The following is a 13,884-nucleotide window of genomic DNA, read 5'->3' on the forward strand; positions in this document are numbered from 1 at the left end:
CGATACTCGTTAGGTATCGTGTTTTAGACTGTAAGCAAAAGCGATGACTTCTGCGATTGCGCGATAGAGAGCCTCCGGGATTTCATCTCCCACATGCAGTCGTACCAGAAGTTCTACCAACTCAGGGCTTTCATGGATGTGAACGCCACTTTCCTCCGCCAATGCAATGATCTGTTCTGCGATTATGCCCTGCCCTTTGGCGGCAACGGTAGGAGCGCTCTGTTCACCGAGTTTATAGTTTAGGGCGACCGCTTGTTGAGGTTTCTGTGGGCGCTTCATGTGTGGATATCTACGAGGTTTTTCTGGATAAGTTCACCTTGGCGATCCGGTGAATGCCCGTGGTAGCACTGGAGTTCTGGGGGTTCGAATCCTTTGTTTTGCAATAACTGACCAAACTCCTGCAACTGTTTCTGGATGTGGCGCTGTGCATGACGTTCATTGCACCAAAATTGAATCTGAACCTGCTCGTCGCCGGTGAGCTTAATTTCTGCATCTATAGCGCCAAGCTCCTCAAGGTCAAAATGCAGGCGCGCGCGCCAAAGTGTAGTCAGTTCATGTGTGCCTTGTGCGCTGCGTTCCTGGCTGATACGCATTTCCAGATTGTCCATTTGATTATTGTTCAGGACAGGGATATCTAGCTGTATTACACGCTCAAAACTGCCATCAGGCGCTTCCTTCCATTGTTGTAAAGAGGAAAGCTGGTTATGAGTGATACGGGACTGCATCGTCTGAATTAATTGATCCATCCGCTGGCGCTGTTCAACGGGGAGGTCTGCACTCTGTTGTTGTAGCTGACGCAATAAGCCCTTCATATCGGTCTTGCCCAGCTGTTTTCCTGCGGCGAGCTGAGCTTCGGTTTGTGTACCTCCCGCTTGTACATTTTGTTGCAGTGTTTGCGGGGCCTCGGGGGTGCCGGGACGAAGTCCAAACAATTGCAACATTGATCGTACCAGTCCTGATATCTCCGTCTGTGGGAGTTGGGTCGCGGCTCCTTGCAACTGATTCAATGAATTAGCCAAAGGCTGTTGGTTTGGCAGTGCGGTGCGTAGTGCATCTTGTATGGTAGCTTGTTCACGCTGGAGTTCCGTAGCCTGGCTGGTGGTTGGTAAGGGGGTCGCAAGAATATCACCGCCGAAGGTACGTTGGATGCTCAACACAGTATTTGGACTAAGTGCAGTGTTCGACTGAAGTGTGGTGGTCTGCCCGGAATTCAGTCGAATATCAAGGTTAAATGTAGTGTTTGAAGTAGTTGTTGCGGTGCCCGATGAAGATACAGAGGCGGCCGTGTTGGCTGAAGACAGGTTTGTTTGTACGTTGGATGAGGTGCCGGTGATGCTCGGATTGAGCGATGCTCCGGTCTGCCTCTGTATAGGTGCTTGCGGAGAGGGTTGAGCGTTTGTTGTTGAAATCGGGCCTCCAGAGGCGGACGAAGTATGTCCCGCCTGTGGTGGTACTGGGCTGCTGCTCGATGGCGACTGTGTAGTCGCGGGAGATGCTGATGCAACGGCATTGCCCGATTGACCGTGTGCGGTTGGTACGGCTCTGTTCATCGACAATGTTTCACCGCGTTGTTGAGCAGCGGGCTCACTACCCGAAGCAGGTATAGACGTTCGTTGAACCGGAGCGTGCGTAGTTGCCTGAGTACTCGAACCAGGTGCCGTGGCCGGTGGTGTGTTCTGTGTTGCTGCCGTGAGCTGTTGCTGTTGCTGCGTTGGTGCAGGTGCAGGTGCAGGTGCTGATTGAAGATTAGTCGCGGGGACCGGTCTGCTATAGGTGCTGCTTCCAGAAGATGTGTCCGATGATGGCGCAGATGATACGGGTGCACCTGTGGGAGTGCTGCGAATGACAGTGCCTTCAATCGTCGTGCCTTTGCTGATCGGAACGTCAGAAATTCCCGCTTTGAGACTGATCGCTGGCGGTGGTGTCGGTGATGAGGGTACCGCACTGTTGGCAGGTGCTGCTTTGGTATTAGAAGGCGCAGTACTTGTGGCGGGTGTGCTGGAGGCGGCAGTTTGCTGTAATAGAAGTTTTCCATCAGGGGTTAGGCTAACTTGTAACTGTGTCCCGGCCTGGAGTGGCTGTTTTGTAATGAGTTGTATCGTTTTTCCGCTAATTTCCAGCACAATCCGTGACGCCCCTGTGTTATTGGCGTCAGCTGAAACTCTTGCCACCCGGGCATTTTGGGGGGAGTCGCTGGTTAGAACCTGATTCAAAGCCTTTTGTGTCTCTGGTGGTGTATCACGAAGAGACAAGGAAAGGGCAGAATTTTGCGGAAACAATACTTTTCTCCGTAGTGACGGCTGCTGCACTGGTCGTGAATTCGTATATAATAAGCCGCTAAATTAAATTGTCGGCCGTACCGCTTAAAAGTATAGAGTTAAGTCGGGTTTTCGGCTTGGGGTGGGTGTTTTGTCCGAGCCGCTGTTAAATGTAAAACAGCTTTTTTGTGAGCGTGATGACCGTATCCTCTTTGAAGATCTTAACTTTGTTGTAACGCAAGGTGAAGTTGTTCAGATCGAAGGACAGAACGGCAGTGGTAAAACCACTTTGTTACGCATACTTGGAGGCTTATCCCGAAATTTCGAAGGTGATATCTATTGGAAGGGAGAGCCAATAGATGATGTTGCTGACGACTTTCGTCGTTCGCTACTCTACTTCGGTCATCAACCCGGCGTGAAAGCCATTCTCACACCGGAAGAAAATTTGAACTGGTATGCGGCGATGCATCCGGCGATCGTACATGAACAGATTTTTGATGCGCTCGAACAGGTTGGGCTTAAAGGTTACGAAGATGTGCCTTGTCATATGTTATCAGCCGGCCAGAATCGACGTGTCAGTCTCGCGCGTCTTTATCTAAGTCACGCGCCATTATGGATTCTGGACGAACCTTTTACGGCCATAGACAAGCGTGGCGTTGCTGCGAAAGAAGCCCTGATTGCACGCCATGCCGAACGTGGTGGCAGTGTGATTTTGACCACTCATCATGAACTAAAGATGGGTGATCGGGTACGACGTATAAATCTAGATGAACTGGCCGGAACTTCATGAGCGAAATGCTGACTAATGAGCCGGTGCAGTCTAGTGAGCAGACCATGCGGGGTCTCTTCCTGGCTGTGCTCAAGCGCGATCTGTTGCTGTCTTATCGACGCCGAAGTGATCTGGTCAATCCCCTGATCTTTTTTCTGATGGTGGCAACATTGTTCCCACTTGGTGTGAGCCCTGAGCCGGATTTTCTGGCACAACTGGCACCAGGAGTGGTCTGGGTTGCTGCATTGCTGTCGACGTTGCTATCAATGGACAGTGTGTTTCGTTCGGATTTTGAGGACGGCACGCTGGAGCAAACATTGTTAAGTCCACAACCATTGTTTGTGGTTGTTTTGGGGAAAGTGATTGCTCACTGGATGTTGACGGGGTTGCCGTTAGCACTGCTCGCACCAGTACTTGGAATTATGTTGTTTCTTCCAGACGGAGGGATGGGTGGGCTGATGATCAGCTTATTGCTGGGAACGCCCACGCTCAGTTTGGTAGGCGCAATTGGCGCGGCGCTGACTGTTGGATTACGCAAAGGCGGTGTACTGATTTCATTATTAGTATTGCCGTTGTATATCCCGGTGCTGATTTTCGGCACTAGTGCAGTGCAGGCAGCAGTAACGGGGCTGCCGTTGGGTGGTTATCTTGCATTGCTGGGAGCAATGCTTGCACTGGGGATCGTAATGGCACCGCTGGCAATTGGTGCAGCGTTAAGAATTTCCGTGAGCGGATAAGGTTAAGTATGGCTGAGAAGAAAAAATGGATGCCGCGATGGTTCTATCAGTTGGCATCACCACGCTGGAGCTATGAAATCATGGGCAAGTTGTTGCCCTGGTTTGCAATAGTGACTGCGGCACTGCTGGTATCCGGTATTGTCTGGGCATTGGCTTTTGCTCCATCAGATTACCAGCAGGGTAATAGCTTCCGCATCATCTATATCCATGTCCCTTCCGCCATACTCGCCCAGTCGTGCTACATGCTGATGGCTATTGCAGGAGCAATCGGTCTTATCTGGAAGATGAAGGTGGCCGATATGGTCGCCAAATCGAGTGCGCCGATTGGTGCAACGATGGCTCTGTTGGCTCTGGTCACTGGTGCGATCTGGGGTAAGCCGACCTGGGGTTCCTGGTGGGTGTGGGATGCACGCCTGACCTCTATGTTGATCCTTCTGTTTCTGTATCTTGGTGTGATCGCCCTCAATTCTGCTATCGAAAGCGAAGCCACGGCAGCGCAGGCGACAGCGGTGTTGGCACTGGTGGGGTTAGTCAACATTCCAATCATTAAGTATTCGGTAGAGTGGTGGAATACGTTACACCAGCCCGCCACGTTTACCCTGACAGAACGTCCGGCCATGCCTGCAGAGATGTGGGTGCCGCTATTGGTAATGGTAATAGGATTCTATTGTTTCTTTGCCGTTTCCCTGATGTTGCGTACCCGTAATGAAATTTTGCATCGTGAGCGCCGTGCAAGATGGGTCCGTGAACTGATCGAAAAGCAGTGAGGTGAATGTGAGTTTCGACAGTTTTTCCGATTTTTTGGCTATGGGTGGTCATGGCCTGTATGTGTGGCTGAGTTATGCCATCGCATTGTTTGTCATTGTTATCAATTTGGTCAGCCCGGTACTGCGCAAAAAGCAGTTAGTCTCCGAGCTTGTCCGTCGTCTGCGTAGGGAGAAAAATGCCTCATGAATCCAAAACGTAAGCAGCGTCTTATCATCGTGCTGTTCATCGTCTTCGGTGTGGGCATCGCCGTTGGTTTAACTATGTTTGCTTTGAGTCAGAACATTAATCTTTTCTACTCACCAACCCAAATTGTAAAAGGTGAAGCGCCTGAGAATACGCGTATTCGTGCCGGCGGAATGGTGGTTGAAAACAGTGTTCAACGTGATCCAAACAGCCTCAAAGTGACGTTCGGAATGACCGATTATGCAGAAAACGTCACCGTAGAATTTACTGGGATATTGCCTGATCTGTTTCGTGAGGGACAGGGTATCGTTGCTCAGGGAATGATGGATGAATCCGGTGTGTTTCAGGCCAGTGAAGTGCTTGCTAAACATGATGAAAATTACATGCCTCCAGAAGTAGCGGATGCGTTGGAAAAAGCTGGAAAAATGCCGAAACCAGAGGCCGAGGTCTTTAACAAATGATTCCTGAGCTTGGTCAATATGCGCTGATTCTGGCGCTGGGTATGGCTGCATTGCTGGCAGTGGTACCTTTAGTCGGTGCATCCACCGGAAATCAGTTGTGGATGGGCTATGCTCGTCCGCTGTCGAAAGGCCTGTTTTTATTTCTGGTCATCAGTATTTTTTGCCTGGGTTATGCATTTATTACTGATGATTTCTCTGTTGTATATGTGGCATCAAACTCCAATACGGCACTGCCTTCCTATTACAAGGTGAGTGCGATTTGGGGTGGTCATGAAGGCTCATTACTGCTTTGGGTCGTGATTCTGGGTGGCTGGATTTACGCCGTTGCAGTGAAAAGTGATAACTTGCCACAGGATATTGTAGCTCGCGTGCTGTCGGTGATGGGAATCATCGCTGTCGGCTTTATCCTTTTTACCCTTCTGACTTCAAGTCCATTTGAGCGTCACCTGCCGCTATTTCCTCAGGAAGGGGGGGACCTGAACCCTCTGTTGCAGGATATTGGCCTGATTATCCATCCCCCTATGTTGTATATGGGGTATGTGGGCTTCTCTGTTGCATTTGCGTTTGCGATAGCCGCATTGTTGAGTGGCCAGCTTGACGCTGCCTGGGCGCGCTGGTCTCGTCCATGGACAAATGTTGCTTGGGCATTTTTGACATTGGGTATCGCGCTGGGAAGCTGGTGGGCGTATTACGAGCTTGGCTGGGGTGGCTGGTGGTTCTGGGATCCGGTAGAGAACGCGTCCTTCATGCCTTGGTTGGTGGGCACGGCCCTGATTCATAGTTTAGCGGTCACTGAAAAACGCGGTGTATTTAAAAGCTGGACGGTGTTGCTGGCGATCTTTGCTTTCTCTCTTAGTTTGTTAGGCACTTTTTTGGTACGTTCCGGTGTCCTGACATCCGTACATGCGTTTGCGTCTGATCCTGATCGTGGTTATTTCATCTTGGCGTTATTGGCGATTACGATCGGTGGCTCATTGCTACTGTACGCCATTAAAGCCGCGCATGTGAAAGCGGAATCCAGTTTTGAGTTGGTGTCCCGTGAAAGTTTCTTACTGATGAACAACATCCTCCTGGTGGTTGTTGCTCTAATGGTATTGCTCGGAACGTTGTATCCGTTACTTATGGATGCATTGCAGCAAGGTAAAATGTCAGTAGGTGCGCCGTATTTCAACGCGATGTTTATACCATTAATGTCCGTGTTGGTGGTATTGATGGGTGTTGGCGCAATTTCGCGCTGGAAAGCTACTAAGGTTGAATTTCTGGCGAAACAGCTTTGGATACCCGCAATTCTGGCGATTGTTGTGGGTACTTTAGTGAGCCTGTTCGGCGGTATCGATTTTGATTGGTCCGCATTGCTGGGGCTGATCCTGAGCTTTTGGGTTGTGTTCTCTGGTTTTAGGGATGTGTACAACCGCGTTGCTTCCAAGAAACAGCCACTCAAAGCATTGACTAAGTTCTCTCTGAGTTATTACGGCATGATTCTGGCTCACGTGGGTGTTGCGGTCTCAATCGTGGGTATCTTAATGGTGTCCATTTACAGCGAAGAACGCGACATGCGTATGACACCGGGTGATCGTCAGGCCTTTAAGCATTATGAGTTTGTGTTTGATGGTGCACGACAGGTTGAAGGACCAAACTATCGTTCAGATATGGGACGGATTGTCGTATTGCAGGATGGTGAGGTGTATACAACCCTGTATCCCGAAAAGCGTTTATATAACGCGAGGGGTAATGTGATGACCGAAGCGGCCATTGACCCTGGGCTTTTCCGGGATCTGTATGTTGCTTTGGGTGAACCACTGGAAAACGGTGCTTGGGCTGTCCGCATGCAATATAAACCGTTTGTTCGCTGGATCTGGTTAGGTGGATTGTTGATGACCTTTGGCGGTCTGCTTGCGGCAAGTGATCGCCGTTATCGTCAAAAGGTAAAGCGCCAGCAGCCTAAAGCTGTATCCGGTGAAGCTGAGTTTGCGTGAGGAATTGATTTGATGCGCCGTTTTTTTCTATTCATACCCTTAGTGATTTTCTTTGTCATGGGGATATTTCTCTATCAGGGATTGCAACTGGATCCGACAAATTTGCCGTCGGCTCTGATCGATAAGCCGTTACCTGAGTTTCGTGTGAGCTCTTTGTACGATGAGGATCGAGTGATCACCGAAGAGGATTTGAAAGGCAAGCCTGCGTTATTGAATGTATGGGCGACCTGGTGTCCATCCTGTAAGCAGGAACACGCGCAGCTGAACCGGATTAAGGAAGAGGGTTACGTCATCTATGGCGTGAATTACAAGGATGATCGTGGCAAAGCCAAGGAATGGTTACGTCGTTACCTTGATCCTTATAGCGAAAATATCTTTGATAAGACCGGCTCATTTGGCATTAATCTGGGCGTCTATGGCGCACCGGAGACATACGTTATCGATGCAGAAGGTGTGATCCGCTACAAACACGTAGGCGTTGTGGATGAAAAGGTTTGGGCTCAACTGAAACCAATTCTTCAGAAGCTGGAAAATGGTCAGGAGGCGAAGTAATGAAACGTTGGATAATCTCATTACTGATGCTGATCTCTGTACAGGCCGTTGCTGCTATAGATACTTACGAATTTCAGGACGAAGATACACGTAAGCGCTTCCAGCAGCTCACCGAGGAGCTTCGGTGTCCAAAATGTCAGAATCAAAATCTGGCGGACTCTAACTCACCGATAGCAAAAGATCTGAGACATGAGGTTTATCGCATGTTGGATAAGGGTGAGAGTGACTCTGAAATTGCAGACTTTATGGTCGCGCGTTATGGCGAGTTTGTATTGTATAAACCACGCAAAGACGCTTCGACTTACGTACTCTGGTATGGCCCGTTTGGGTTGCTATTGTTGGGACTTATTGTGGTTTTTGCTATTACTCGTCGAAAAAATACTGCTGCACAAGAAACACCTGAGTCCAACCTGGACAATGAGCAGCGTAAGAAACTAAATTCTCTTCTTGATCAGGATACCGACAAATGACCGCGTTATGGATCGGTATTTCTTTGTTGACGCTGGCGGCAATTGGTTTTGTCTTCTGGCCGTTATTTAGAGCGAAAAAACTACATCAGGCTGAGCTGTCCGCGGACCGAAAACTTCAGAATATCGATATCTTCCGTGAGCGAGTGGCTGAACTTGAAGCAGAGCGGGAAAGCGGAAGTTTAGAGCAGGCAGAGTTTGAACTGCTAAAACTAGAGTTGGAAAAAAACCTGCTGAATGACGCGGTAGAGGCAGAATATCAGGAATCGCAGCTCAAAATTGGCCGTGGTTCTGTTGTTACTGTGACACTGCTTGCTTTAATTTTAGCGTCAGTATCCTTCGGTTTGTACGGAAAACTGGGGCGCTCGGTCGACCTTGAATTAGCGCAAAATGGCAGCAAACCCGTTAATGTTCAGTCTGAAAAACAGCCAAGCATTAACGAAGCTGTGGCAATGTTGGAAGAAGAATTAGAGCAGCGTCCCGACAATGCCGAAGGCTGGTATATGTTGGGTACAACGTATATCGGAATGCAGCGTTATGAAGAAGGTCTGGCTGCGTTACGTAAAACGTTAACACTGCTACCCGAAGAGGCACCTCAATATGCGGGTGTCATGGGGCAATATGCTCAGGCACTGTTTTTTGCTAACGGCAGTAAAATAACAGATGACGTGCGGAATCAGATTGATCGTACGTTGGCGATTGAGCCGTTTGAAATTACCGTTTTGGGTCTATTGGGTATTGATGCATTTGAGCAACAGAAGTATCAGGCAGCTATTGATTACTGGACTAAAGGCCTGGTGAATGCCGACGGTGAAGCCGCAACGTCTCTGAAATCCGGTATTGCCACCGCTCGCAAACGCCTGAAAGCTCAGGGTATCGATGTTGTTGGCGCAAATACGGCTGAAGCAAACGCAGCTGAACCGGAAATGGGTGATACCCCAGCGATTCGTGTGCAGTTGAGTATTAATGATCAGTTAAAGTCTGGCTTGAAACCGGAGCAGACAGTATTTATCTTTGCCCGACCTGTTGGCGGACGTATGCCGTTGGCTGCAATGCGTTTGCAGGTATCACAGCTTCCGCTGGAGGTTGTTTTGGATGATAGTATGGCAATGTCGCCACAAGCTAAGCTGTCTCAGCAGAGCGAAGTGGAAGTGACGGCGCGAGTATCTATGACTGGCCAGCCTCAGGCATCTGCGGGCGATCTCTATGGTACGCTTAGCCCTGTTGCCGTGCGCGGTAATGAAGCAGCGTTATCGCTGGTTATTGATCGAGTTGTCGACTAATTTTATAGTCTGAACATCACACTGTTAAAAGAAGGCGAGGGCGCGGCTAACTTATGGAAATCGGTTTACGTGAATGGCTGGTAATCGGGGGAATTATCCTGATTGGCCTTATCATCCTGGATGGTTGGCGTCGGATGAATGGAAACCGAAACCGTCTGCGTATGGATATCGATCCAGCAGCCGCTGATTTGCCAGAGGAACCTGTGCGGTCGAGCAATCCTGAGTTACCTAATGGAGGGGCTCGACTTGTAGGTGAAGATCCACTGTTCTCTGACATGGAGCCCAACCAGGGGCTGGATGCTATAGATCCGATATCGAGTCAGTCTGTGTCTTCTGACGCTGCCGATATTTTATTTGACCATCATAAGCCTGGTGTTCAGGAACGTATTGAACCTGGATTTGGGGATGAGCCTAATCTGGATTCTGCGCGCCATTCTCAGCCAGTCGATGCGGGTTTGACTGAAGAGAATCTGGTCAATGCGCCGATGTCAGATAATCGTCCGTCACATGTAGATCCTCAGAAAAATCGTTTCTACGACAATGATGATTGCGATGAATTGCTGGGGCCCGCACGGGTCGTAACGCTTAATTCAGATATTGCGGACGATGCGCAGTCGGCTGTGTCTGAAGATGAAGAACGCACTGCGGTACATAGTAAGCCAGTAGCTCTGCCAGATGAGGTTTCTCCTGTTGTTGAGATGGAGATTCCGGTTGTTGCGTCCACTCACTCTGCCCCTTCTGTTCAGCCTGCAGAACCGCTATTTCCTACGCTAGATGGTTTTGACGATGAGTCTGTCTCTGAGCCGCGGAAACGTGTTCCTGATGCAGTACCTGAATTTGTGGCTGAAATACAGGCGGAGCCCGAGCCGCAAATGAATGTTCCACAGGAATCGGAACCGACACGATCAGCGTATGATCCGGAAAATGAGGTTCGCGAATCTGAGTTTGAGGCGTTCTCAACACCTATCGCAGGCATTAAAGGGGCATCTGATATTGAGAAGAGCCCTGTTTCAGAATCCCACAAGGAAGAGCCTTGTTTTTCTGAAGTATCCAAAGATGATGATCTGGATTTAGATAAGCCGATTACGCTTTTACTGGATGATGATAAGTACGATGAGCAGGAGGTGCTGCCGTCATTATTTGCGGATGAAGCGATAGCGCCCGAGCCTGATCTTCAACGTAAACCATCAAACAGCGTTGTTGCTCCGGCAGCGGACAAGCCTAAAAAGGCGGAACCACAGGTTGAAATTGAACCAGATCCGGTCCCTGAAACCGAAGACCTCTTTGCTGAGCGCCCTGCATTAGATAAAACACCTGATCCTGAAAGTGTTCTTGCGATCACCGTACTGGCAGGTGAGTCGTTACCTATTTCCGGCGCGACGCTGTTGCCTCTGGTTAATGCATGCGGTATGCGCTTCGGTGAGATGAAAATTTTCCACCGTTTTGAGGACGGTATTGATACCGGCGCTGTTCAATTTAGTATGGCCAGCGCAATCAATCCGGGAACATTTGATTTGGATGAAATGGATCAAATGACCACTCGTGGCCTGACATTCTTTATGTCGATGGAAGAACCACGTGATGTTATGAATGCCTTTGAATGTATGTTGGCGACGGCAGAGACCGTTGCAAAACATATGGGTGCTGAGCTGTTGGATGAGAACCGCTCCGTATTGCGGCCTCAGACAAAAGAGCATTATCGTCAGCGTATCCGTGACTTCGGTATGCGCAATCTGTCCAGACGTGTGCATTAAGCACACGTCACCTCTTCGCTTCCAATTCGTTATTTTCTGATAAATATAGGGTTCCGCTGTGTCTGTTGAGCAGGAAATTCTGGCGCTGCGTGAGCAGCTCAATCACCACAATTACCGTTATTATGTGCTGGATGATCCTGAAGTACCTGATGCCGAGTATGATCGCCTTTATCAACAGCTCAAGTCATTGGAATCAGAGCATCCCTCCCTCGTCACCTCTGACTCGCCAACCCAAAGAGTGGGTGGTGCTCCGTTAGATGCATTTACTCAGGTAAGGCATGAGATGCCGATGTTGTCCTTGGACAATGCGTTCAACGACGACGATATGCAGGCGTTTAACCGTCGGGTAATCGATCGGCTTGATGCTGCGGATATGCAATCGATTCAATACGCGTGTGAACCGAAGCTTGACGGTATTGCGATCAGTTTGCTCTACGAAAAGGGCGTGTTGGTAAGGGGGGCAACGCGTGGTGATGGCGTGAGTGGTGAAGATATTACGTTGAACGTCCGTACCATTCCAACGATACCCCTAAAGCTGACAGGAATTGGATATCCCGAACGCCTGGAAGTACGTGGTGAAATCTATATGCCACGAAAAGGATTTGATGCGCTCAATGAAAGAGCGCGAGCAGATGGAAGTAAACCGTTTGTGAACCCCCGTAATGCGGCGGCTGGCAGTTTGCGTCAACTTGACCCCCGACTTACGGCGCAACGTCCTTTGGAGATGTGCAGTTATAGTATCGGTATTGTTGAAGGCGGTGAGATGCCGAGTAAACACGCCGATGTGTTACGCCAGCTGAAAGAGTGGGGGTTCAAGCTCAATGCCCTATTGGATGTTGTAGAAGGTGTCGAGGGCTGCCTGGAGTATTACCAGCGCATCATGCAGTTGCGTGCAAATCTGCCCTATGAAATTGATGGTGTTGTATTCAAGGTCAATAGTTTGGAGCAGCAGCGGCAGTTGGGGTTTATTTCCAGAGCACCACGCTGGGCGATTGCGCATAAATTTCCTGCGCAAGAAGAGATTACACTGGTCCGGGATGTTGAGTTTCAGGTAGGCCGTACAGGTGCAATTACACCAGTTGCGCGCTTGGAGCCCGTATTTGTGGGTGGAGTGACTGTGTCGAATGCCACTTTGCATAATATGGATGAAATCGCACGTCTGGACTTGCGTGCGGGTGACAGCGTGGTGATTCGTCGTGCAGGTGATGTAATTCCGCAAGTCGTTAAAGTTGTGACCGAGCGCCGCCCTGAGAGCGCTGTCGCGGTTGAAATACCCACCAGTTGCCCTGTCTGTGGTTCTGAAGTTGAACGTGTACAGATTGTGAAACGGACTAAATCCGGTGAGCAGACCAGCGAAGGGGCCGCTTATCGTTGCGTTGGGCGTCTGGCGTGTCAGGCTCAGGTACAACAAGCAATCATCCACTACGCATCGCGTAAAGCGTTAGAAATTGACGGCCTGGGTGAGAAAATTATTGAGCAACTGGTTGAGTTGAAGCTAATTGCCTCCCCGGCTGATCTCTATCGGCTGAAACCAGAGCAGTTGAGAGGCTTGGAGGGATTTGCGGAGATTTCGGCGCAAAAACTGTGTGACTCAGTCTCTGAGCGTCGACAAGTTGCGTTAGCTCGTTTTATTTACGGTCTGGGTATTCCTGACGTGGGTGAGGAAACGGCCCGTGTACTTGCGAATAAGCTGGGTAGCCTTGCGCGCATTCGTGTTGTCCTGCCGGAGATCCTAACGTGGCTTCCGGATATTGGTCGTGAAGTGGCGAGTGAAATCAGCCATTTCTTCGCTGATGAGCACAATGCGGCAGTACTGGACGACTTATTGGCACAAGACATTCAATTTACAGATGAATCAGATTTATCGGCTGACCTGACCGCCAGTATTAGTTTTGCCGAACTCATCGATCGCATGGGGATAAGCGGCGTAGCGAAGGTAGGTGCTCAGCGTTTGTCTACTTACTTTAAAAGTCTCGAGTCGCTGTTGTCGGCGGATTTGGAAACGTTGGATCAGGTGCCCAAATTGTCAGCGAAAGCGATTAACGGTGTATTGGACTGTCTCGATGATCGAGAGTGGGTTGAGCGTATTCGTGCCATTGAAGCTCAACTTCTGGATTTCGGGATGCATTGGTCGTGTGAGTCACAGGCAGTTGATAGTGCGTCCCTTCCGCTAGAAGGGAAAACCTATGTGTTGACCGGTACGTTGGAAAAGATGGCACGCAGCAAAGCAAAGTCAGCGTTGCAGTATCTTGGTGCGAAGGTAAGCGGAAGCGTATCGAAAAAGACCGATTGTGTCGTAGCCGGGCCGGGGGCAGGCTCCAAGCTGGCCAAAGCAAATGATCTGGGTGTTCCTGTGTTGGATGAAGACCAGTTCATCGATATGTTGCAGCAATACAGTGTTGATCCGGAGACCTTATGATCATTCCCCATGACCAATTAAGTCCTGATGCGTTGGACGGACTGATTGAAGAATATGTGACGCGTGACGGTACCGATTACGGTGTAGAAGAGATTTCGCTCGCAGAACGTATCGTTCAGGTAAAACGTCTTCTGGCGAGCGGAGAGGCAGTTATCCTGTTCAGCGAGGGTAAAGGCGCATGCAATATAGTATCCAGTAGCCTGCTGGAATAGTGCTTTAACCAGCAACGGCTGACATATACTGAAACTTATCAGTCA

At 49.6% G+C, this 13,884-nt stretch carries 14 protein-coding genes; 12 read left to right on the forward strand and 2 right to left on the reverse strand.

The features are described 5' to 3' along the window. Nucleotides 1-9: 9 nt before the first annotated feature. Together IOQ59_RS03965 and fliK are read right to left on the reverse strand one after the other, a co-directional pair. Nucleotides 10-279 (reverse strand): EscU/YscU/HrcU family type III secretion system export apparatus switch protein, encoded by a 270-nt coding sequence (locus IOQ59_RS03965; protein ID WP_193951966.1) that lies wholly within the window; start codon nt 277-279, stop codon nt 10-12. Beyond that, complete coding sequence (gene fliK / locus IOQ59_RS03970) at nt 276-2,123, reverse strand: flagellar hook-length control protein FliK (RefSeq protein ID WP_193951967.1); 1,848 nt, start codon at nt 2,121-2,123, stop codon at nt 276-278. Before fliK ends, IOQ59_RS03965 begins: the two co-directional genes overlap by 4 nt. A 286-nt stretch (nt 2,124-2,409) precedes the next feature. Between fliK and ccmA the strand changes: the two genes are divergently transcribed. From ccmA to IOQ59_RS04030, 12 genes are read left to right on the forward strand one after another with little or no spacing between them, the layout of a single operon-like run. Continuing rightward, nucleotides 2,410-3,048, forward strand: coding sequence for a cytochrome c biogenesis heme-transporting ATPase CcmA (ccmA, locus tag IOQ59_RS03975; protein ID WP_193951968.1), 639 nt, complete (start codon nt 2,410-2,412; stop codon nt 3,046-3,048). Then, the gene (gene ccmB, locus IOQ59_RS03980) at nt 3,045-3,764 is read left to right on the forward strand and encodes a heme exporter protein CcmB (RefSeq protein ID WP_193951969.1); all 720 of its coding nucleotides are present in this window, start codon (nt 3,045-3,047) and stop codon (nt 3,762-3,764) included. The genes ccmA and ccmB overlap by 4 nt, the downstream gene beginning before the upstream one ends. Before the next feature lie 8 nt (nt 3,765-3,772). Further along, entirely contained in the window at nt 3,773-4,531 is a 759-nt protein-coding gene (locus tag IOQ59_RS03985; protein WP_304621432.1) for a heme ABC transporter permease, read from the forward strand. A 7-nt stretch (nt 4,532-4,538) separates the two neighbouring features. Next, nucleotides 4,539-4,718 carry a heme exporter protein CcmD gene (gene ccmD, locus IOQ59_RS03990; protein WP_193951970.1) on the forward strand — a complete coding sequence of 60 codons (180 nt, stop codon included), beginning with the start codon at nt 4,539-4,541 and terminating at the stop codon, nt 4,716-4,718. After that, complete coding sequence (gene ccmE, locus IOQ59_RS03995) at nt 4,715-5,176, forward strand: cytochrome c maturation protein CcmE (RefSeq protein ID WP_193951971.1); 462 nt, start codon at nt 4,715-4,717, stop codon at nt 5,174-5,176. Before ccmD ends, ccmE begins: the two co-directional genes overlap by 4 nt. Continuing rightward, complete coding sequence (locus IOQ59_RS04000) at nt 5,173-7,152, forward strand: heme lyase CcmF/NrfE family subunit (RefSeq protein WP_193951972.1); 1,980 nt, start codon at nt 5,173-5,175, stop codon at nt 7,150-7,152. Before ccmE ends, IOQ59_RS04000 begins: the two co-directional genes overlap by 4 nt. Nucleotides 7,153-7,164: 12 nt before the next feature. After that, nucleotides 7,165-7,704, forward strand: coding sequence for a DsbE family thiol:disulfide interchange protein (locus tag IOQ59_RS04005; RefSeq protein ID WP_193951973.1), 540 nt, complete (start codon nt 7,165-7,167; stop codon nt 7,702-7,704). Then, nucleotides 7,704-8,174 (forward strand): cytochrome c-type biogenesis protein, encoded by a 471-nt coding sequence (locus tag IOQ59_RS04010; RefSeq protein ID WP_193951974.1) that lies wholly within the window; start codon nt 7,704-7,706, stop codon nt 8,172-8,174. Before IOQ59_RS04005 ends, IOQ59_RS04010 begins: the two co-directional genes overlap by 1 nt. Beyond that, nucleotides 8,171-9,454, forward strand: a complete 1,284-nt coding sequence (ccmI, locus tag IOQ59_RS04015; protein WP_193951975.1) for a c-type cytochrome biogenesis protein CcmI — start codon at nt 8,171-8,173, stop codon at nt 9,452-9,454. The genes IOQ59_RS04010 and ccmI overlap by 4 nt, the downstream gene beginning before the upstream one ends. A 53-nt stretch (nt 9,455-9,507) precedes the next feature. Further along, nucleotides 9,508-11,208, forward strand: coding sequence for a cell division protein ZipA (gene zipA / locus IOQ59_RS04020; protein WP_193951976.1), 1,701 nt, complete (start codon nt 9,508-9,510; stop codon nt 11,206-11,208). 58 nt (nt 11,209-11,266) lie between these two features. Further along, the gene (gene ligA, locus IOQ59_RS04025; RefSeq protein WP_193951977.1) at nt 11,267-13,627 is read left to right on the forward strand and encodes an NAD-dependent DNA ligase LigA; all 2,361 of its coding nucleotides are present in this window, start codon (nt 11,267-11,269) and stop codon (nt 13,625-13,627) included. After that, complete coding sequence (locus tag IOQ59_RS04030) at nt 13,624-13,839, forward strand: YheU family protein (RefSeq protein WP_193951978.1); 216 nt, start codon at nt 13,624-13,626, stop codon at nt 13,837-13,839. The genes ligA and IOQ59_RS04030 overlap by 4 nt, the downstream gene beginning before the upstream one ends. The last annotated feature ends 45 nt before the right edge of the window (nt 13,840-13,884 follow it).

Source organism: Pontibacterium sinense (genome assembly GCF_015209595.1).
GTDB classification, from domain to species: Bacteria; Pseudomonadota; Gammaproteobacteria; order Pseudomonadales; family Balneatricaceae; genus Pontibacterium; species Pontibacterium sinense.